This is a genomic window from Lonepinella sp. BR2357 (assembly GCF_051851525.1).
Lineage (GTDB): Bacteria > Pseudomonadota > Gammaproteobacteria > Enterobacterales > Pasteurellaceae > Lonepinella.
Genome location: NZ_JBPDVG010000002.1, coordinates 15,471 through 37,223, shown reverse-complemented (window position 1 = coordinate 37,223; position 21,753 = coordinate 15,471). Strand labels below are relative to the sequence as shown.

The 21,753-nt window shown below is 42.0% G+C and carries 17 protein-coding genes; 3 read left to right on the top strand and 14 right to left on the bottom strand.

Translation table 11 applies throughout. From position 1 onward, the window contains the following. Window positions 1-199: 199 nt before the first annotated feature. On the bottom strand, window positions 200-1,561 hold the full coding sequence (gene pmbA, locus ACTG7L_RS01410) for a metalloprotease PmbA (protein WP_439287193.1): 1,362 nt from the start codon (window positions 1,559-1,561) through the stop codon (window positions 200-202). Between the two features lie 88 nt (window positions 1,562-1,649). Here pmbA and yjgA point away from each other — a divergent pair, with 88 nt between their 5' ends. After that, entirely contained in the window at window positions 1,650-2,183 is a 534-nt protein-coding gene (gene yjgA / locus ACTG7L_RS01405) for a ribosome biogenesis factor YjgA (protein WP_439287192.1), read from the top strand. A gap of 34 nt (window positions 2,184-2,217) precedes the next feature. Here yjgA and ACTG7L_RS01400 read toward each other — a convergent pair whose 3' ends face one another. From ACTG7L_RS01400 to zipA, 3 genes are all read right to left on the bottom strand, one after another. Next, entirely contained in the window at window positions 2,218-3,528 is a 1,311-nt protein-coding gene (locus ACTG7L_RS01400) for a hemolysin family protein (protein WP_439241178.1), read from the bottom strand. Window positions 3,529-3,543: 15 nt separating this feature from the next. Continuing rightward, window positions 3,544-5,562 (bottom strand): NAD-dependent DNA ligase LigA, encoded by a 2,019-nt coding sequence (ligA, locus tag ACTG7L_RS01395; RefSeq protein ID WP_439241180.1) that lies wholly within the window; start codon window positions 5,560-5,562, stop codon window positions 3,544-3,546. Window positions 5,563-5,645: 83 nt separating this feature from the next. Further along, window positions 5,646-6,665, bottom strand: a complete 1,020-nt coding sequence (gene zipA, locus ACTG7L_RS01390) for a cell division protein ZipA (RefSeq protein ID WP_439287191.1) — start codon at window positions 6,663-6,665, stop codon at window positions 5,646-5,648. A 146-nt stretch (window positions 6,666-6,811) separates the two neighbouring features. Here zipA and cysZ point away from each other — a divergent pair, with 146 nt between their 5' ends. Continuing rightward, complete coding sequence (gene cysZ, locus ACTG7L_RS01385; protein WP_439287190.1) at window positions 6,812-7,669, top strand: sulfate transporter CysZ; 858 nt, start codon at window positions 6,812-6,814, stop codon at window positions 7,667-7,669. A 43-nt stretch (window positions 7,670-7,712) separates the two neighbouring features. On the opposite strand, the gene pilW is transcribed toward cysZ, so the two are convergent. The 10 genes from pilW to metF form a co-directional block, all read right to left on the bottom strand. Continuing rightward, window positions 7,713-8,246 (bottom strand): type IV pilus biogenesis/stability protein PilW, encoded by a 534-nt coding sequence (pilW, locus tag ACTG7L_RS01380; protein WP_439241186.1) that lies wholly within the window; start codon window positions 8,244-8,246, stop codon window positions 7,713-7,715. Window positions 8,247-8,395: 149 nt separating this feature from the next. After that, entirely contained in the window at window positions 8,396-9,520 is a 1,125-nt protein-coding gene (locus tag ACTG7L_RS01375; protein ID WP_439287189.1) for a bifunctional tRNA (adenosine(37)-C2)-methyltransferase TrmG/ribosomal RNA large subunit methyltransferase RlmN, read from the bottom strand. A 228-nt stretch (window positions 9,521-9,748) separates the two neighbouring features. Further along, the gene (locus ACTG7L_RS01370; RefSeq protein WP_439287188.1) at window positions 9,749-10,969 is read right to left on the bottom strand and encodes a DUF711 family protein; all 1,221 of its coding nucleotides are present in this window, start codon (window positions 10,967-10,969) and stop codon (window positions 9,749-9,751) included. A 111-nt stretch (window positions 10,970-11,080) separates the two neighbouring features. Then, window positions 11,081-12,172, bottom strand: a complete 1,092-nt coding sequence (gene ychF / locus ACTG7L_RS01365) for a redox-regulated ATPase YchF (RefSeq protein WP_439242227.1) — start codon at window positions 12,170-12,172, stop codon at window positions 11,081-11,083. 10 nt (window positions 12,173-12,182) lie between these two features. Next, window positions 12,183-12,770 (bottom strand): aminoacyl-tRNA hydrolase, encoded by a 588-nt coding sequence (gene pth, locus ACTG7L_RS01360; RefSeq protein WP_439287187.1) that lies wholly within the window; start codon window positions 12,768-12,770, stop codon window positions 12,183-12,185. Between the two features lie 153 nt (window positions 12,771-12,923). Next, window positions 12,924-15,029 (bottom strand): TonB-dependent siderophore receptor, encoded by a 2,106-nt coding sequence (locus ACTG7L_RS01355; protein WP_439287186.1) that lies wholly within the window; start codon window positions 15,027-15,029, stop codon window positions 12,924-12,926. A gap of 23 nt (window positions 15,030-15,052) precedes the next feature. Further along, on the bottom strand, window positions 15,053-16,963 hold the full coding sequence (gene fhuB, locus ACTG7L_RS01350) for a Fe(3+)-hydroxamate ABC transporter permease FhuB (protein ID WP_439287185.1): 1,911 nt from the start codon (window positions 16,961-16,963) through the stop codon (window positions 15,053-15,055). Continuing rightward, on the bottom strand, window positions 16,957-17,811 hold the full coding sequence (locus ACTG7L_RS01345) for an iron-siderophore ABC transporter substrate-binding protein (RefSeq protein WP_439287184.1): 855 nt from the start codon (window positions 17,809-17,811) through the stop codon (window positions 16,957-16,959). The genes fhuB and ACTG7L_RS01345 overlap by 7 nt, the downstream gene beginning before the upstream one ends. Before the next feature lie 9 nt (window positions 17,812-17,820). Then, window positions 17,821-18,597 carry an ABC transporter ATP-binding protein gene (locus ACTG7L_RS01340; protein ID WP_439287183.1) on the bottom strand — a complete coding sequence of 259 codons (777 nt, stop codon included), beginning with the start codon at window positions 18,595-18,597 and terminating at the stop codon, window positions 17,821-17,823. A gap of 148 nt (window positions 18,598-18,745) precedes the next feature. Next, window positions 18,746-19,624: a methylenetetrahydrofolate reductase gene (gene metF, locus ACTG7L_RS01335; protein WP_439242239.1), complete on the bottom strand. Its 879-nt coding sequence runs from the start codon at window positions 19,622-19,624 to the stop codon at window positions 18,746-18,748. Window positions 19,625-19,810: 186 nt separating this feature from the next. Between metF and ACTG7L_RS01330 the strand changes: the two genes are divergently transcribed. After that, the gene (locus tag ACTG7L_RS01330; RefSeq protein ID WP_439287182.1) at window positions 19,811-21,733 is read left to right on the top strand and encodes a hypothetical protein; all 1,923 of its coding nucleotides are present in this window, start codon (window positions 19,811-19,813) and stop codon (window positions 21,731-21,733) included. The last annotated feature ends 20 nt before the right edge of the window (window positions 21,734-21,753 follow it).

Sequence of the window (21,753 nt, the reverse complement as noted above, 5' to 3'; positions counted from 1 at the left end):
AAATCTACGAACTACTATATCACAACGGTATAAAGAGAAAATAAAAAAATCAAAAAAAGACCGAAGTGATAACACCTCGGTCTTAAACCCTAACGAATTTACTTTCTACTCTACCTGTTTAGCTACCTATGTCTTAACAGATGTGTGTATATTAATATATAAAATAATCTCTGTCAATAAGAATTATTATCATTTTTAATTAATTTCCCGAAATTTTCATTTCTTCCAATAAAATTGAGCCAGTTTGAATATTGGAACGGGTTTCAATGTCATCACCCACCGCCACCAAATGCTCAAACATCCGTTTTAAATTGCCCGCAATGGTGATTTCTGAAACAGGATATTGAATTTCACCCTTTTCCACCCAAAAGCCCGATGCACCACGAGAATAATCCCCCGTTACCATATTCACACTCTGCCCCATTAAATCAGTCACTAACAAGCCTGTTCCCATTTGGTTTAAAAGTGCGGTTAAATTTCCTTGAGAATTTGGTTTAACCAACCAATTATGAATACCACCTGCATGTCCCGTGCTTTGCATAGCTAATTTTTTACCGCTGTAACTGGTTAATAAATAAGTTTGCAAAATACCATCTTGAATAATCTCCAAATCTTGCGTTCTCACGCCCTCGCTATCAAACGGTGTAGAAGCTAAACCACTTAACAAATGCGGACGTTCGCTAATTTGAAACCAATCAGGCAACACTTTTTGTCCAAGTTTATCTAACAAAAAGCTGTTTTTGCGATATAGACTGCCACCACTAATCGCCGTCGCTAAATGCCCAATTAACCCTGTTGCGACATCATTAAGAAAAATCACTGGTGCCGTTTGGGTGGCAATTTTTTGCGGTCGTAAACGAGCAATGGCTTTCTTCGCTGAATTTTGCCCTACCCATTCAGGTGCAGCTAACGCATGAGCTTTACGAGAAATTGTGTATTCGTAATCACTTTCTAATAAATCATCAACACCACCCAATACTGAGCAAGACAACGAATAACGACTCGATAAATGACTTTGCAACATACCATGGCTATTCCCATACACCCGAACTCCCGTATGGGAATTAAACGCCGCACCATTACTGTTGACAATCCGCTGATCATATTGCAAAGCAGCGGTTTCCGCTTGTAAGGCTAATTCCACTGCCCGATCTACATCAATATCAGTGGGGTGATATAAATCTAAATCAGGTGCATGAAATGCCATTAAGGCTTTATCGGCTAAACCCGCACAATCATCGGGAGAAGTATATTTGGCTATCGCTAATGCCGCATCAACGGCGGATTTAATTGCTGGCTGGCTTAAATCCGATGTGGATGCGTTGCCTTTTTGTTGCCCCAAGTACACCGAAATGCCTAAAGCTCCGTCATTATTAAATTCTACGTTTTCGACTTCTTGCAACCGAGTAGAAACCGAAAGCCCACTGACTTTGGTCACAGCCACTTCCGCTGTTGCCCCCGCTTTTTGAGCCAACTCGACCGCATAACTCACCGCCGCACGTAATTCTTGTTCTTGCTGTTTTAAAAGTGCGGTGGAATTTTCCGTATTTTTTTCTGGCATGCTGTGCTTTTCCTTATTATTTATAAATTTGTCGCATTTTAGCTTATTTGCTACAATGTAGCAAAATATCAATAAGAAAGGATAGGAAATGAAAAAACGGGGCAAAAAGCCAGAATTAGATTGGACAGATGAGCAAGAAGAAATTATCTGGGTCAGCAAAAGTGAAATTAAACGTGATGCGGAAGATTTAAAAAAATTAGGCTCAAAATTAGTGGAATTAACCCCAGCGAATTTAGCCAAAGTACCGCTTGATGAAACCTTGTTAGACGCTATTCATTTGGCTCGTAAATCGGTCAAAGAGGCCAAACGCCGTCAACTGCAATTTATCGGCAAATTATTGCGTGCCACTGACACGGATCCCATTCAAGAAGCATTAGATAAAATTGAAAATAAACATAATCAACAACAAGCCATGTTGCATAAATTAGAATATTTGCGTGATGATTTAGTCGAAAAAGGTGATGACGTATTAGCCCAATTTTTTGATGAACACCCAACGGCAGATCGTCAACATTTGCGTAATTTAGTACGCTCCGCTCAAAAAGAAAAAGAACAAAATAAACCACCGAAAGCGTATCGGGAAATTTATCAGTATTTGAAAGAATTGATGTTGGAAAATTAAAAAAACAAGGCACTTAATCCAGTGCCTTTCATCGCTAATTCGTAGCAGAACTCTCTTGCAAATCCTTACGCAACGACACTAACAACTGATCGATTTTAAAGTTTTCCGTATCAATAATTTCAAATTTATATTTGTCATATAACACAAAATCGGTCTTTTTCGGGATTTTGCGTAGCATATACATCATAAATCCGCCAATGGTTTCATAATTTTCATCTGAGGGAAACGCTGGAATATCTAAATATCGCATGACATCTTCTAATGGGGTAATGCCATCAATAAGCCATGAATGTTCATCACGTTGTACGATCTGTTCTTCTTCGTTAGAGACCAATTCCCCCATCACAATACTCATCACATCATTGAGTGTGACAATCCCCACCACCAACGCATATTCATTCACAATCACCGCAAAATCTTCACCGGTAGATTTAAATAATTCCAATACTTCATAGAGAGATAAGGTATCGGGAATAAACAAGGCTTTACGTAATAACTTAGAATCCGTCAGCGCCACTTTGTTGTCAGTTAAATACAAAGTGAGCAAGGTATGCGACTCCACATAGCCTAGAATTTTATCTAATCCCGCATCACAAATCAGTAATTTTGAATGGGAATTTTTAGCCAAGGTATCTAGCACTTCTTGCTGATTAAAACTGCGGTCTAAAAACACAATATTTTCACGGGTCGTCATTGTGGATGTCACCGTTCTTGATTGCATATCAAAAATATTTTCAATCAAATACTGCTCTTGTGCTTTCAATGCTCCCGACTCAGCACCGGCCTCCACGAGAGCCACAATATCTTCCGACGTCATATTATCTTCACGCACCGTAGACACACGTAAAAAGCGAAACACCCCATTTGCCAACGTGTCAAAAATCATCACTAAGGGCTTAAAAATAAAAATGCAAAACCGCATAACGCCCACGGTTCGCATGGCGATTTGTTCAGGATAGGTCATAGCAAGACGCTTAGGGATCAAATCCGCTAGCAAAATAAAGGAAAACGTCACCAACGCAAACGCCGTCCAAGATGCCACACTTTCTACCCATTCTGCTTGTGTATACTGACTTAACAGCTTGACAAAATACGGATTTAGCGCACTTTCCCCAATCATACCGCCTAAAATGGCCACCATATTTAAGCCGATTTGCACCACAGTAATAAAACGCCCCGGCTTTTCTTGTAACTGCAAGACTTGTGTGGCCCTGATGTCACCATCATTGGCTAAAACTTGTAGCTTAATTTTTCTGGCGCCTGCTAGGGAAATTTCTGCTGAAGAAATCACCGCACTGAGCATAATTAAGCCTAAAATAATTAAAATTGCCTCAAATAATCCCATGATATTATTCCTACGCTATTGATACTGTTTCACAAAATCCAAAAACCGCTGTTCGTCCCAAATTTGAACACCCAATTCTTGGGCTTTGGTTAGTTTTGATCCTGCTGAATCGCCTGCAATCACAATATCGGTTTTTGCTGACACACTGCCACTCACTTTCGCCCCAAAAGATTGCAATAACGCTTTGGCATCATTGCGTCCCATTTGAGTTAAGGTTCCCGTTAATACCACGGTTTTACCGTTTAACGGATTTTCACCAATGTCTTTTTCTTCCACATCGTCCCAATGGACACCTTGTGCGATTAAATCATTCACTACGTCCAAGTTATGTTGTTCACGCCAGAACACATAAATCCGATTTGCCACAACGATGCCCACATCTGGTACGGCTTGTAATTGTTCTAAATCTGCTTGTTGAAGTGCGGTGAGATTTTTGAAATATTTGGCTAAATTCAATGCGGTGGCTTCGCCCACGTCCCGAATACCTAGGGCAAAAATAAAGCGTGCTAAAGTTGTTGACTTGGCTTTTTCTAGGCTATCCAGTGCATTTTGAGCGGATTTTTGTCCCATACGTTCTAATCGCATTAAGGTGAAAAGATCCAATTTAAATAAATCTGCTGGCGTATGAATAAACTCTCGATCCACTAACTGCTCAATCAGTTTTGCTCCCACGCCGTCAATATCCATGGCTTTGCGAGAAACAAAATGTTTCAAAGATTCCTTACGTTGTGCATCACAAAATAAGCCACCAGTACAACGAGCAACTGCCTCGCCATCAATTCGCACCACTTGCGAACCACACACGGGGCATTCGGTTGGAAAAATAATCGATTCTGCATTGGCTGGACGGCGATCATGTACCACACCAATAATCTGTGGAATCACATCACCTGCACGGCGAATAATCACGGTATCACCAATGGCAATATCAAGACGTGCAATTTCATCGCCATTATGCAAGGTCGCATTACTCACCGTTACGCCAGCCACGAAAACAGGTTGTAATTTTGCCACAGGCGTAATTGCCCCCGTTCGTCCTACCTGAAATTCCACATCTTTTAGTATCGTCATTTCTTCCTGTGCAGGAAATTTATACGCAATCGCCCAACGTGGTGCTTTAGAAATAAAGCCAAGTTCCTGCTGTAACGCAATATCGTTAATTTTTAACACTGTGCCATCAATGTCATAGCCTAAAGTTGGACGTTTTTGTTGAATAGTGCGGTAGAAATTCAACACATTTTCTACCCCATCACAAAGCTGAATCTCCGCATTCACTGGAATACCGATAAATTTCAGCCATTGCAAACGTCCATAATGGGTTTCGGGCAAATCCACCCCTTCGGCAATCCCAATACTATAAGCGTTCAGCATTAATGGACGTTGGCTAGTAATTTTCGGATCGAGTTGACGCAACGAGCCAGCAGCAGCATTACGTGGATTAGCAAAGGTTTTCTCCCCTTTGGCTAAGGCTAATTCATTTAATTTTTCAAAGCCCGCTTGTGGCATAAATACTTCACCACGCACTTCTAAACGAGCAGGCGGATGGTCAGTTAATAATTGTAAGGGAATATTGCGAATGGTACGAATATTGGCAGTAATATCTTCTCCCGTAGTACCATCGCCCCTTGTTGCCGCTTGCGTAAGAATACCATTGACATACAAAATACTCACTGCCAAACCGTCTAATTTTGGTTCACAACAAAATTCAAGGGTTTCTGGCAATAACACCAAACGATCTTGAATACGTTTTACAAAGGCATAAAATTCTTCATCGGAAAACGCATTATCTAGGGATAACATGGGAATTTCATGGGTAACTTGGCTAAAGCCCGATAATGGTTTTGCCCCGACACGCTGGGTCGGCGAATTGGCGGTAATGAATTCGGGATATTGTTGTTCTAAGGTTTTTAATTGATGAAATAAACGATCATATTCGCTGTCTGGAATTTTGGGTTCATCAAGCACGTGATATTGATATTCGTGATAACGCAATGTTTCACGCAACTGATTCATTTGTTTGGCTATATCCGTCATTTTATTTTTCTTTTCTAAAATTATTAACAAAATAAACCGCACTTTGAACGCTCAACAGTGCGGTTTTCAATCGACAATTTTCGCTACATGCGATCTAAATAATCTTGTTCTTGCTTGTCATCAAAAATAGCTTGTTGATCGGTCAACACAAAACCATTTAATTCTTCAGCTAAATTTTTTGCGGCTTGGATCATCATTTTTAAATTGGCTTTGTCATTTCCAACCTGTGACGGTACTTGCATAAATAGGGCAAGACCGATAGTGGAAAATTCATTCATGGCATAAGGATTAAATGTACCGGGTTGTTCAATATTCGCCACACTGAAAATCACTGGACTGGCTACCGTATCAACGTGACGGTGATATAAATTGTCTTGGCCAAAAATAAAACCGAGATTATCCAAGGATTGTGCAATAGAAAGCCCTAAAAATTGACGATTTTCGGGGGCGACAACATACAATAGCATAAAATCAGTCGCTGCAGGCTGCTCTTGCGCCACTGGCTCACTGGCTTTTGGATTATCAATCGGTTGTTGTAATGCGGGTTCAGAAATCGGTGAACTGGCCTGTTGCAACTGCACACGCAATTCTGGTGATGTCATATCCACTTGCGCTTGGGTTTCCGCAAAGTCCACGGCATCCGCTAAAGTATAGTCCGCCATATTAGCTTTCGGCTGTTTTGGTTCAGGGTGATATTCATAATGCACGGGTTCGGCGGCGGATTGATTAAAATCAGCATTCGGCAACGTGATTTTAATTTGATCCACAGAATGCGCTTGTCCAACCGATACGCTTGGCGCAGCCGCTGATACCTCGTTTGCCGGAACAACTGGCTGTACAGCTTGTTGCTGAACAGTCTGTTGCGATACCGCTGATTGTGGCGACACATTCAAAGGTGAGGCAGTGGTCGGTTGGACAAAATTTGGCACCACTGTTTCGTTTTGTTCTGAGGGGTTAACCGATTGGTGGTGTTGAGCTCGCCCAAAGTTATTCGCATGCTCAAAATATTGCGATTTTTCACGACGATTTGACCAAATACCATGCGCCACTAAACCAATTAAGGCCAGAATACCTAAGATAATTAAAACTGTATTGAGATCCATTGCAATATGTCCTATTCCAAACCAGCAGAAATAATTGTTAGCTTACCATATTTATTGCCATTATGGATCTTGAAATTTGCATTTTTTGACCGCACTTTGTATCCTGTACAAGGTTTTACATAAAAATGGATAAGATAGGAAAAAGCATGATTGAAGAAAAAGAAGTCAAATCGGGTTTTCATTACTTTGTTATGGGTTGGCATTTAATTACCCAACGAGGCTTGCGCCGTTTTGTGGTGATGCCGATTTTACTCAATGTTGTGTTAATGATCGGCTTGAGTTGGCTGTTTATCAGTCAAATTAGTGGCATGATCGACTGGATTATGAGCTTTTTACCCAGTTGGCTCGATTGGCTCAGTTCGGTGATGTTTATTATGTCCTTGGTGCTGATCCTGATGGGATTTTATTTTTCCTTTACCATGTTATCAGGTTTTATCGCTGCGCCATTTAACGGCTTATTGGCGGAAAAAGTAGAAAACATGCTGACCGGTGAAAGTCTCGCTGACATGACGATGATTGATTTTATCAAAGATATTCCACGCATGTTAGTGCGAGAATGGCAAAAATTGGTGTATAGTTTACCGATTTATATCGCCTTGTTTTTACTCGGTTTTATCCCTATGCTTGGGCAATCTGTGGTGCCGGTTTTAACGTTTATATTTGCGGCTTGGATGATGGCTATCCAATATTGCGACTATCCTTTTGATAATCATAAAATTTCATTCCATACTATGCGAGTAAAACTCAAAGAAAATCGCACGCAAAGTCTAATCTTCGGTGGGTTGATTAGCCTGTGTATGTTTGTACCACTGGTAAATTTAGTGGTGATTCCTGTGGCGGTTTGCGGTGCCACCGCCATGTGGGTAGAAACCTACCGCAAAGCCTTATATGCTCAGCCATCCACAAAAAATTCAAGCAATTCCACCGCAGTTTCAACAGGTGTGCGTACCGCTCAAGGCAAAAATATAGACTTACGTAATAATCAAGATATTGTTTCCAAATAATGCGTCTTGGGTAGCTGAATTTTTATGGTTCCGCTACCCTACATTATTTCAATTTCTTCGCCCGTTCTGCATCCATTTTTTCTAAGGCTTGTTTGCTTTGTTGATAAACCGTTTGATTGTTTTCCGACAAGGCACACAAGGCTTTGTTTTCTAAGCTATCCGCTTGACGATAATAATTGGGACTGGTCATCGCAAGATCAAACTGTTCGTAAGCCGTTTGAAATTCCCCTTGCGAACAAAGAAAGGTGCCGTAATTATTGTGTACATCACCTTGCTTATCATCTAATTTAATCGCCTTTAAATAGGCCTCTCGAGCCTGAGCAACATTGCCCTGTTGCTGATAGAAATAAGCAAAAGCGGAATGCACCAAATAATAATCAGGGGCATAGCTCATGGCTTTATCCAGATTTTGTTTGGTCGCATCTAAATTTTGTTGGGATAAATAACCTAGCGCTAATTCCACTCGGGCTTTGGCGGCAGATTGTTGATCAAAATCCACATCTTCGGCGGGCTGTGACACACACGCCGTCAGTGAAATAAGCGAACAGAACATAAAAAAGTGCGGTATAAATTTCATAAAAATCTCCTTTATAATCCCCTCTCCCTCTGGGAGAGGGCTAGGGTGAGGGTCATAAACCACAGTGAACATCATTAACCCTCACCTCCCGAAAATTTTTTCAAAATTTTCTCCATCCTCTCCCAAAGGGAGAGGCTGTAATAACAGGCTTAATGTGTTTTCACCTCAATCCCTTGCCCGAATTGTTTTTTCATGGCAATGGTTGCCGTGCGTTTAGTGCGGTCAATCACATCCCCCGCCAACTGCCCGCACGCTGCATCAATATCATCGCCACGGGTTTTGCGAACAATCACGGTGAACCCATATTCCATCAACGTTTTTTGGAAACGATCAATACGAGTATTCGAACTTTTCGCATAAGGCGCTTCAGGGAACGGATTCCACGGGATTAAATTAATTTTACACGGCGTATTTTTCAACACACCCGCCAATTGATGAGCATGTTCCACCCCATCATTGACTTGATTTAACAGCACATATTCAATGGTCACTTTGCCGTGGTTAGCATTGGACACTTTAAGATAACGATGCACGCTGTCCATCAACATTTTGATGTTGTATTTTTTATTAATCGGCACCAACACATCACGCAATTCATCATTCGGGGCGTGCAAAGAAATTGCCAATGCCACATCAATCATCTCGCTGAGTTTGTCCAGTGCAGGCACCACGCCTGACGTAGACAATGTCACACGGCGTTTAGATAACCCATAAGCAAAATCATCCAACATAATTTCCATGGCTGGCACCACATTGGCCACATTCAACAACGGCTCGCCCATGCCCATCATCACCACGTTAGTAATCGGACGAATTCCTGTCACACCAAAATTACCAATAATTTTAGATGCTCGCCATACTTGCCCGATAATCTCCGCCACCGTCAAATTGCGGTTAAACCCTTGTTGTGCGGTAGAACAGAACGTACAAGCCAAAGCACAACCCACTTGCGAGGACACACACAAGGTTGCTCGATCGTTTTCGGGGATATACACGGTTTCCACTTGTTGATCGCCTACTTGCATTGCCCATTTAATCGTGCCATCAGAAGAACGTTGCTCCACCGCAACCTCAGGGGCTTTAATTTCCGCCACCGCTTTTAATTTCTCACGCAACTGCTTGTTAATATTGGTCATATTATCAAAATCATCTTCACCAAAATGATAAATCCACTTGACCAACTGATCAGCACGAAACGGCTTTTCACCGATTTCTTTAAAAAACTCACGCATTTGTTGGCGAGTTAAATTCATTAAATTAATTTTATCTGACATATTTACCCTATTGTCACGTTGCTACACTTACGACATTGTTTGTATTTTAAACAATATAAAAGGGCGCTATTCTACCGATTTCCGCCCCATTAATCTATGCGAATTAAAAAAATAATCCAACTTTTGAGTGTCATTTTTGGAATCAAGATCACAAAAATAGTTATTTTAAAGAGGAAAACTACATATATTCGCTATAAAAATAGTTAAAATTTCACCGCAGTTTAACGGTTACACCGCCAAAATCCGGCAATTACACAAATCAACGCTGTCAAATTCAGTTAATTCACCCACTTGTTTATGGGGTATCGGGAACAGACGCACGGTCAAGGGTTTATTTAAGCGAAATGCCATAGTGCCAGTATCTCGCATTAATGCCGCAATTTGTTCAGCCGTCACATTGCCCGCCACTGGCACGGTGTCTAAACCAATGCCACAGACAGCGCTATAAGTCAGCAAGGCACGAATATCAAATTGCTGTTTTTGTGTGCCGTCAGCCAGCCCTAAATCTTCCGTCACAGCGAGCATTAAACCTGAAAAGCCCACTAACGGCACATGTTGCACGGATTTAAATACCCGAGTTAATAATGACGAGGCCTCTACCGTGCCGGCTGCGCCAAAATACGGCACGCCCATTAGTTCATACACTTCTGTCATGGAGGCACAATTTTTTGATGGCGCAGCGGAGCTGTCCATTCCCGCAAACTGGAAATGCAACGAATCTTGCACCGAATTGACCGCACTTAACACTTCATCCACGTGATATTGCAAGGCTTGCGACATGGTCTCATAACATTGTTGGAAAAACGCATTGTGATGGGTTGGCGATAGCTCTTTTAATACGGCGACTAACAAATCAGGGGTTTCCAAGCCAATCACAAAACTATTTGGCAACTGGCTAGAATGATAACTGGCGGGGAAATAAGGAATAAACGGCTTGCAGTTAAAATTCACGGTAAAATTAAAATTGCCCTCGCCACGAGGCGTGATTTCCGCAATGCGTTTGACCGCTTGAGCGGATTGCAAAATCAAATCGTTGTTTAAAATACCATTTTGATCTAATTCCACATTGACACAGGCATTACATAAATCACCATAATCCGCAATAAGTTCAGGCAACAGAGCGATTTCTTCCGCCGTTTTGGCTTCACCAATGGCAAAACGGATCCGCAATCCACTGTCGTTAAGCTGTAATAACAGATCTTTCAAATAAGCTAAATCTTGTTTAGCGCTGGCTAAACTGGTGAGATCCAAATATTCGCCAAAGCTATTGGTGACAATGCGAATAGATTGTACGGTATAGCCTTTTTGTTGAATGGCAGGCACGAGAATATCAAATTCCGCTTTGGCTTGATTTAACGCATTGAGCCACTGGCTTTTATCCTTGGTTAGGCTTAAAAAAAGCGTCACGGCACGCACTCGACACAGAGCTTTGTTTTGATAGGTTTGCATATTAATTTCCTTATTATTAGTTATTTTAAATTTGTCACTAACACATTGATATAATCCATATCACAGCAACCACCGTCTAGGATGGCGATTGGCATCAAATTTTACCGAGGGTTACACATTAAAACGGAAGTGCATAACATCCCCATCTTGCACAATGTAATCCTTGCCCTCAAGTCGCCATTTGCCCGCCTCTTTTGCCCCGTTTTCGCCTTTGAATTGGATAAAATCATCATAGGCGATGACTTCGGCACGAATAAAGCCTTTCTCAAAGTCGGTGTGAATCACTGCGGCGGCTTTCGGTGCGGTTGCCCCCACAGAAACCGTCCATGCACGTACTTCTTTCACGCCTGCGGTGAAATAGGTTTGTAAATTTAACAAAGCATAACCAGCACGAATGACACGGTTTAAACCAGGTTCTTCAATACCTAAGTCTTGTAAAAATTCGACTTTTTCATCATCTTCTAATTCAGCAATTTCTGCTTCAATCGCCGCACACACAGGCACAACAACCGCCCCCTCTTTTTCCGCAATGGCACGCACTTGATCTAAATACGGGTTATTTTCAAAACCGTCTTCATTCACATTGGCAATGTACATTGTCGGTTTTAAGGTTAAAAAATTATAGCCTTTAATCGCAAAAAGTTCGTCTTTATCTAAATTAACTTCACGAATCATGCCTGCATTTTCTAACACAGGCAGGATTTTTTCCATAATGGATAATTCAAATTTAGCCTCTTTATCACCGCCTTTGGCTCGTTTTTGCAAGCGTTGAATGGCACGTTCACAACTGTCTAAATCCGCTAACGCCAACTCCGTATTGATAATCTCAATATCGTCCGCAGGGTTGATTTTACCTGCTACGTGAACAATATCATCGTTCTCAAAACAACGTACCACGTGTCCGATAGCATCGGTTTCACGAATATTGGCTAAAAATTTGTTGCCTAAGCCTTCGCCTTTGCTTGCCCCTGCCACTAAGCCTGCAATATCCACAAATTCCATTGTGGTTGGTAATACCCGTTCAGGTTTGACAATCTCTGCCAACGCATCTAAGCGTGGATCGGGCATTGGCACGACACCCGTATTTGGTTCAATGGTACAAAACGGATAGTTTGCCGCTTCAATACCTGCTTTGGTTAATGCGTTGAAAAGGGTTGATTTTCCGACATTGGGTAAACCCACGATACCACATTTAAATCCCATTTTTTATTCCTTACTCTACTTTAAAACTGTTTAATCGGTTAGTGGCTTTTACCACACCGTCTTTGAATAATACGTCCACACAACGACAGGCCTCGTCAATGGCGGCGTTGATTTTTCCTTGATCTTGGGGGGCTGCCTTGCTTAATACATAACCCGCCACCAATTCTTTACTGCCAGGGTGATCAATGCCAATACGAATCCGATAGAAATTTTTGTTATTACCTAATACCGCAATAATATCTTTCAGCCCGTTATGCCCACCATGTCCACCACCTTGCTTGATTTTCGCTACGCCACAGGGTAAATCCAACTCATCGTGTACCACGAGAATTTCTTCAGGTTGAATGCGAAAGAAATTGGCTAATGCACCCACCGCTTTACCGCTTAAATTCATAAACGTGGTTGGCACAAGCAACCATACATCACCAAGTGCGGTGGAAATCTTGGCAGTTTTACCAAAATATTTGTTGTCGTCTTTCAGGCTGACATTATGCGCACGAGCAATTTCATTGACTAGCCATTCCCCTGCGTTATGACGAGTTCCCTCATATTTTGCCCCAGGATTGCCTAATCCGACAATTAATTTGATTTCAGACATAGATGATTCCGTTAGTCAAAAATAAGGGCATATTATAGCGGAAAATTTAGGTTTTTACACGGTATTCCGATGTGATGTTTTCGTATCCCTAAAAAACAAAAGGACTAAATCCTGTCTAATGCCAGATTTAGTCCTTACCTTATGGAAGATTAATTAGAATTTATAACTCAAATTCCCTGTAATACGGCGTTCTGCACCGTAATAGCAGTAAGTATCGCAACCTGCCACATAACGGCGATTACCCACGTTATCTACGTTCACCTGAGCATTCCAGTTTTTGGTAATGTCATAACGTGCCATTAAATCTACCACGGTGGCTGATGGTACACGGGCGTGAGAGTAAAGCGAATAGTTTTTCGCTGTCACGCTATGACCGATATAACGAATACCTGCCCCAACCGTTAAACCATTTAAAACTCCATTATCAAAGCTGTAGGTTGTTTTTGCGGCGATAACATTGGTTGGAATCAATGGTTGACGTGTTTTTTCGCCAGTGGTTTGAGATTTTGATTCAGATTTGGTGTAGGTATAAGCTAAAGTCGCTGCCCAGTTTTTCGTGAGATTGACATCGGCTTGCAGCTCAAATCCTTTACGGTAAATGGGATCAGCACTGCTTACGGTTGCCCCAATACCGTTGCTAATTAATGCACCCGTATCTTTCGCACGGAAACCTGCCAAAGAAATTGAACCGTCTAACCATTCTGGTAAATATTTCAAGCCTAATTCATATTGGCGAGTAATATTCGGATCGTAAAGGCTTTGATTGCCACTTAATCCCACTGGCAAATTGAATGATTCGCTGTAACTGAAATAGGGATTTAACCCGAACGGCGCTTCATACATAAATGATGCGTTGTATGATGTATGGTTATTTTTCACCGTTTGCGTACTGGTATATTCATCTTGTTTTGCACGGTCGTGACGTACACCAAAGCCTAAAATATAATGTTCTGCAAAACGAGCTGTATCTTGCAAATAGAAACCTAATTGACGAGATTTAATTTGTACGTGCGGTGCAGCACTCACATCTTGAGCTTGATTCCAACCTGTTGACGGGGCAAATACATTGGTTGCAGTTGTGCCACCGAATAAGGTGTAAAGTGCATCGACTTTGTTGTGACGATAGTCTGTTCCTACCACTAAGGTATTTTTTAACCAGCTATTATCATAATTCCACGTCACATAGTTGTTGGCTGAATGGGAAAGGGCTTTACCGTCATTGAATACCACACCACGAGCTAACGCATAGCCTACCGCACTTGGTGCAAGTGGTGCCCAGTTCGCATCATAAGCAGATGGATAAGCGTAAGATCCACGGTGGAAATTATCAATATGGCGATAGGCATAGCTTGAATTAAAGTTCAAACCGTTGCCAAAGTCGTGGCTAAATTCATAACCCACGCTGTATTGGCGATTGGTTTCCGTATCATTAACAGGATCGCCTAAGTTGGTATTACGGTTGATATAGCCGTTTGGTGACGGCACTAAGGTTCCCTCTTGTGGTAAGAAATTGTTACTTGGCACACCGTGATCACGTTGATAGCTAGTTAATAAGCTAAAACGGGTTTTGTCGCTAATATCCCACGTCAAGGTTGGGGCGATATAAAGCGTGCCATTTTCTGTATTTTCCCAGTCACCTTCACGGTGCAAATAGCTCGCCACCACACGATAACGCAGGCTTTCATCCTCGCTGATTTTACCTGTGTAATCCGCACCAAAGCCGTATTGGTTGTGGCTACCGAAAGTGGTTTTAAATTCGCCGTGACCGATATTTTCTTTGTGAGCTCGTTTGGTCACATAGTTGATTAAACCACCTGCATTGGCCGAACCAAAGGTTTGGGAATCTGCGCCTTTGGTGATTTCAATGGCTTCTAAACCGAAACTATCCACATAAGGGGTGAAGAATCCATAGCTAAAACTTGGCAAGCCATTGACTGCTTGAGACACTTCCGCCCCACGCACTCTAAACCAGTTGGTATTGGTGTCGTTACCAAATACTTGGTTGGCGAAGCCTGCTTGATAGCGAGCGATTTCATCGACTTTGTCCACATTTTGGCTGTCAAGTTGTTCACGAGTTACCGCCACAGCCGATTTTGCTTGGTGGAATGGCACTTCGCCCATACGGAACATTGAGCCCTCTGTCACCACATCAATTTGATCTAACTGTGTGTTATTTTTATCGTCTGATGCTATGGCAGGTACTGCCATAGCAATTAGTACTAATTGGCCGATTGCTGAATAAGCAAAGGTTTTTTTCATTTTACTTTCCTTTTAAAGTTAGGTTACATTTTACGCATCATCACTAAGAAATAACTGCCGCCCAGTAGGGTTGCCACCAGACCGGCAGGGATTTCATAAGGGAATAAGATTTGACGACCGAGCCAATCGGCAACAATCATCACCGTTGCCCCCAATAACACCGCACCACTCAGTTGAGCTTTGGGTTTGTGCCAACCGAAGAAGTGAGCGAGATGAGGAGCGAGCAAGCCCACGAAACTGAGCGTTCCAATGAGCAAGGTTGAGGCGGCGATTAATACCGCAGAAAATAGCATTAAAATCCACCGCACTTTGGCTAAATTTAAGCCTAGGGCTTGAGCGGTCGGGTCTTGCAACGCCAGCAAAGATAACCAGCGGTGCAAAGGTAAACTGAATAAAAATAACACCAACGCCAACAATAGCGAGCCAATGGCTAAGGCGGGCGTAGCTTGATAGGTGGATCCTGATGTCCAGGCTAATAATTGTTGCCATTTGTAATCGCCCGATGCCAGCACTAAACGTTGTACCGCATCAAACAAGGCGGCAATGCTAATGCCTGTTAATAGCACTTTTTCGGGCAATAATTGGTGGCGTAAATTCAGCCCAATAATCAAGCTCAATACCAACAATGCCCCGATCACGCCAGCCAGCCAAAATTGCCCTTGGGTTGGGGCAGCAACGAAAAAGATCACCAGTAAAATACCAAACGCCGTTCCCGAGGTAATGCCCAATAATTCAGGACTTGCCATCGGGTTATGGCTTAAACGTTGTAACAAGGTGCCAGCTAAAGCCAACATAATGCCAGCTGAAATGGCGACCACTACGCGTGGATAACGCAAGGATAAAAGTGCCGTATTCCATTGCCAACCTTGCGAAGATTTGCCAAAGAGTAACGCCACAAAAATGGCGAATAACATCAAGCTCAACAGCAAAACTGCGGTGAATTTTGCGGCAGTTTTGTGGCGAGCGATTGCGTCATTTTGTCCTTGCAAACGTCCGTTATGTTTCATATTAAACATTAACCACAGCAATAACGGCGTGCCAAGTAAGGCAGTGAAAGCCCCCGTTGGCAGTTGGGTATGCCAATAATAGTCAATCAGTTGCAAAATGAGATCGGTGATTAACAGCAACATCGCCGCTAAATAAGCAGAAAGCACTAAGCGAGAACGCAAATTGGTCAGAGCAAATTGTCGCACGAGGCTTGAGGCTGCCAAACCAATAAACCCTAACATACCCACACGGCTGACCACGATTGCCACTAAAAAGGCGGAAATCACCACACCTGCAAAACGAATCAGATTGACGGGTACGCCCAAACTTTTCGCATTGCTGTCATTTAAGGTCAGAATTTGCAACGGGCGGAGTAATAACGCCGTGCAGACAACGGCTAACCCTAATTGCCACAGCAACTGCAAGCTATCATACCAACTTTCTTGCACTAAGGATCCCGCTCCCCACAGCAATAAACCACGGCTTTCTTCGGGGTAAAATAACATTAACACAGCGGAAAATGAGCCTAAATACAGGTTGACCACAAGCCCTGCCAAAATCATTAATAAGGGGGATAAGGTTTGTCGCCACGCCAACAAGAAAACCAACGCCAAGGCGGATAATGCCCCAATCAGAGCGATAAGCACCGATCCGAGCGAAAGAAACTGCGGTGCAAAAATGGCGAGAATAAATAAGGCAAATTGCGATCCTGAGCTAACCGCAAGGGTATTATCCGATGCCAGTGGATTGTTAATCACTTGCTGTAATAAGGTGCTGGCTAAACCCAATGCCGCCCCAGCTAAGATTGCCATTGTCAATCGAGGTAAGGTGTAGTTGCTATAAAGAAGCGTAGCAAATTCGTTTGAGCCGTTTAATTGCAATAGGGAAAGCCAACTGAGCAATAAAAGTGCGGTGAAACAAAGGGCGATATTCAGTTTTTTTACCATGATTCACCGCCTTGTTTTAATCCTTGGGCTAATCGTTCAGCAAAAATACGAGCCGATGGCAATGCACCAAATGTCCAAGTGGCAGGCAAAATTAACGGATCTTTTGACAAGTTCAACTGTTGCCATAACGAATTATATTGCAATGCTTTTTCTACATTCGCAGGGTGGGGCTTCACCACAATTAATCGGGTGTTGGCAGGCAATTTAGCGAGTTCAGTAATTGCCAAATTTTCCGATCCCCATAGACCGCCAGTGTTAGCCCAAGCATTGCTAAACCCCAATTTTTCAATTACCGCACCAAATAAACTACGGCGACCATAAAAGCGTAGATGGCGAGCATCAATAAATTGCACGATCGCTAATGGGCGTTGTTGATAGGATTCAAGCTCGGTTTTAAGCTGTTCAAAATAGGCAAAAGTTTGTTCAATCAATTTTTCGGCGTTTTCCGATTGCGAAATTAACGCACCGATTTGTCGGGTGGCATGTTGCATATTTTGCCAAATATCGCCGTCTTGATAAAAATTGACTAAATGGGTGGGGGCGAGCGGTTGTAGGCTTTCGCTTAAATTGGCAAAGAAATTGCTATTAATAAACATCTCCACCTTGATTTGCGACAGCATTTCTTTATTCGGCTGCATCCGCAGACCAAGATCAAGGGTGCTGGCAGGTAGTTTTGGCTCACCGACCCAACGTTGATAACTCGGTTTATCGCCAATCGCCACAGGCGGATTATCCAAGGCGATCAGGGTTTCTGCTACCGTCCAATCTAAGGTGGCAACAGGGATTTGAGCAAAAACCTTTAGGCTCAATAAGGAAATAAACAGGCTTTTTAATAAGATTTTTAGCATGGTTTCGCCTTAATAAAAAACCACAGGGGCTTGCGTATTAGGGTGAGCGATAACATTTAATTGCAAACCATAAATTTGTTGTAAAGAATCAGGGGTAATGAGTTGTTCAGGCGTGCCTTGAGCCAACAGTTTGCCTGAATGTAAGGCGATTAATTCATCACAAAATGCCGCCGCTAAATTCACATCGTGGATCACGATCACCACGCCCAAGCCCAACTCTCGGCTGAGTTTTTTGATGAGTTTCATCACTTCCACTTGATGGGCAATATCTAACGCTGCCAAGGGTTCATCAAGCAATAAAAAACGGCTTTGTTGAGCCAACAACATCGCCAGCCAAATGCGGGAACGTTCGCCACCTGATAGCACATCAATTTGTTGATCGGCGAATTTTTCCGTATGAGTTAAAACTAAGGCATTTTGCACCGCAGTTTGATCCTGCTGTGGATTGCTTTTTAACAAACCATTCCACGCATAACGTCCGAGAGCGATTAATTCTCTGGCGGTGAGTTGGGTATTGGTGGGCAAATGTTGTGGCAAATACGCCACTTCACGGGCAAATTCACGACTGCCCCAATGTTCAATAGCCTGATTATTAAGCAGAATTTTCCCTGATGAAGATTTTTGTTGGCGAGCCATTAATTTGATTAAGGTGGATTTTCCAGACCCATTGTGTCCAATTAAGCCATACACTTTGCCGAGCTCAAATTGTAAGGAGATCGGGGAAAGTAGTTGACGAATGCCCGTAATAGTGGGAATGGCGAATGATACCTGATCTAATTGAAACACAAAAAACCTAACAGAAAAACCCGAAAATAAAGGTTGAGCATTTTAGTTGGGTTTTGTATGAAATGCAAACGATTTTTATTAGATATTTTATGCTGTCAATGAGGAAGAGCTAAGAAAGCGGTTTTTCACCACTTTCTTAGGATAAATACTACGGTCGCACACCCAACGTATGGCAAATCGCATAAGTCAATTCGCTACGATTTAAGGTATAAAAATGGAAATCGTTCACGCCCTCACGAGAAAGCACACGCACCATGTCTATTGCCACACTGGCGGCAACTAAATTGCGGGTAGTTTGATCTTCATCTAAGCCCTCATACATCTTAGCCAACCAACTTGGGATTCTCACATTGGTGACACTCGACATTTTCTGTAACTGTTTGAAATTCGTCACCGGCAAAATACCCGGTACAATTTCGGCATCAATCCCAATGGACGCACAACGATCACGGAAACGCAAATAGCTTTCCACATCAAAGAAAAATTGGGTAATCACATGATTGGCCCCAGCATCAATTTTGCGTTTTAAATTAATCAAATCTGCTTGAGCGGATTTCGCCTCTGGGTGTACTTCAGGATAGGCTGCTACGGAAATATCAAAATCGGCCACATCACGCAATAACGCCACTAAATCTGAGGCATAAAATGGCTTTTTCTCGTAGCCTTTGGGTTCATCACCACGCAATGCCACAATGCGGCGAATGCCACTGTCCCAGTAGTCTTTGGCAATTTGGCGCAGTTGTTCAGGCGTGGCATCAATGCCTGTTAAATGGGGCGCTGCCTCTAAGCCCGTTTGTTGTTTGATACTTTTCACAATGCTGTGGGTGCGATCCCGCTCACCTGAATTGGCCCCATAAGTGACTGAGACAAATTTCGGGTTGAGGGTTTTCAAACGGTGAATAGATGCCCACAAGGTTTCTTCCATTTTCTCTGTTTTCGGGGGGAAAAACTCAAAGGAAACGTTAATTTTGCCGTCTAAATCAGCGATATGTTGGTTTAATGTATCAATTTCTTTGGCGTAGCTCATGATTTCACTCCTGTTATCCACATTCCATCAATGTGTTTCATGAGATATAAAGTAAAGCAATCATAAACATGCGTCAATTTCAAAAAATTCACTTTTTTTATGAATTGAATTCATATAAGTGTTATTTGTAGTCACCTCACAAATTCGCTATACTTTCACCAGATAAATGCACTCATTGGGAACCTCATGAATAAAAAAATTAAATTCTTACTCCGCTTTTCTACGGTCGCCCTCGTGGTAGGAATTGCGGCGCAATTTTATACCAATTATCAAATCGATCAGACCATTAGCAAATTTCCTTACCAGTTAAAGGATCAATTTAATATTAACGTCACCGAAAGTAACAGCGATTTTTTCACTCGGGATTTGACCTTTAGCCTTGAGCAAAACGATCAAAAAACCGATTTTATGCACACAAAATTAACCGCACTTCCGTTGATGATTAGTGCGGAATCGGAATTTAATCCAACCTTGATTAAAAAATTAAATGAGCAATTAAATATCACCATTGATAAAAACACCATTACCAGTCAATTTTCGGTGTTTAGTGATGGGTTAAGCTCTCGTATGCTGACCGAATTTCGTGATGGTACCAATAAATCACAAACCCTAGACACAGAACTTTCCTACGATATTCAATCCAAATCCATTGCATTACAAACGGAATTATCTGGTTTCAACTATGATAAATTGTTGAAAATCACGGAATTGAAAGGCAATTTTTTATTAACTACGCTTAGCGATAATTTATATGATTTAATCAGCGCAGATGTCAAAACCAAAAAAATTGATATCAATTTACTAGACGGGGACAATACCCATATTGGTCTGGTCAAGGGGCATTATATTATTCATAAAAAGATCGCCGAACAGGGCTATGATTTAAATCAGCAGCTCAATCAGCAAGGTATTTATCTGTCGAACAGAAACACAAAATCTGATGACGATAAAGTGCGGGCCGAAAATGTGGCATTTTCCATTAATCGTCAAGGGATCCCGTCGCATATTTCGCTACCTGAGCAGTTAAAACAGCTACAATCTGAGCAATTTAATTTAACCGAATTAACCAAACAATTTTTTGATTTTGTTTATAATAATCAAAAAATGGACAGCAAACTTTCGGTAGAACGGTTTATTTTGCCTGAAAATGAAAAGGCGATTTTGGATGCCAAAGAAAGTCAGTTTGTTTTTGCCTCTGACCATCAAAATAAACAAGATGCCACATTAACCTTTAATGCCAATGTGAAAAATCTGACACTCAATCAAGACGAGGATTTTGCCTTGTCTAGCACAAATTTTGCCACAGAAAACAAAATTGCCCATTTTAATGTGGACGATTATATGGCATTTTTAACCCAATATTTGCCCACCAGTTTGCAAAGCAAACAAGCGCCACAAAAAGATCACCCGAAATTTTTGACGGATTTAACTAAACTGGCAGAAAATACCCATTTCCAATTAGAAAGTGCGGTGAAAACGCAGGCTATTTCGGTAAAAGATCAGGGAACCGCTGACAATGTGCTGTTAACCTATCGTACTGATGTCAAAAAAGATCTTTTGGCGACGCAATATCATGTGTCGTTGGATAAACTGGCGTTGAATGAAGAACAGTTGCAGTTAAGCAAATTGCACTTAGATCTCCCCACAGAAGAATTACTGACGCCTCATTTTAAGCAAGCCTATTTGTGCCAATTCTACGCCGCTATCTGTGTCACGCATTTATCCATGGAGAGCTATCTAAAAACCGCCACGCCTTATTGGGAAACACCAATCAAGGTGTCCAACGCTACGATTTCCGCCAACCTTGACACCTATCCGACAACGAGCAAAGCCATGCCAGTCAGTGTCAATCTCAGCGCAGAGTTGCCACAAGGTTATTTAGGGATCTTGCTTGGTAATCGAGAAAACAGCCAAGTGAAATTGGATATGACCGTGGCGGAAGATATGGCAAAAGGAGAAAAACCACAAACCGACTTTTGGCAGTATGCAGTGCCTGCCGTACAAGAACTTTTTGAATTAAAAGATGGTAAATATCATCTTGATTTTCAATTAGATAATGGCAATATGCTATTTAATGGTAAACCGTTTGATGCGGATCTGGTGGATTAAGAAAACCGTAAAACAGGCTA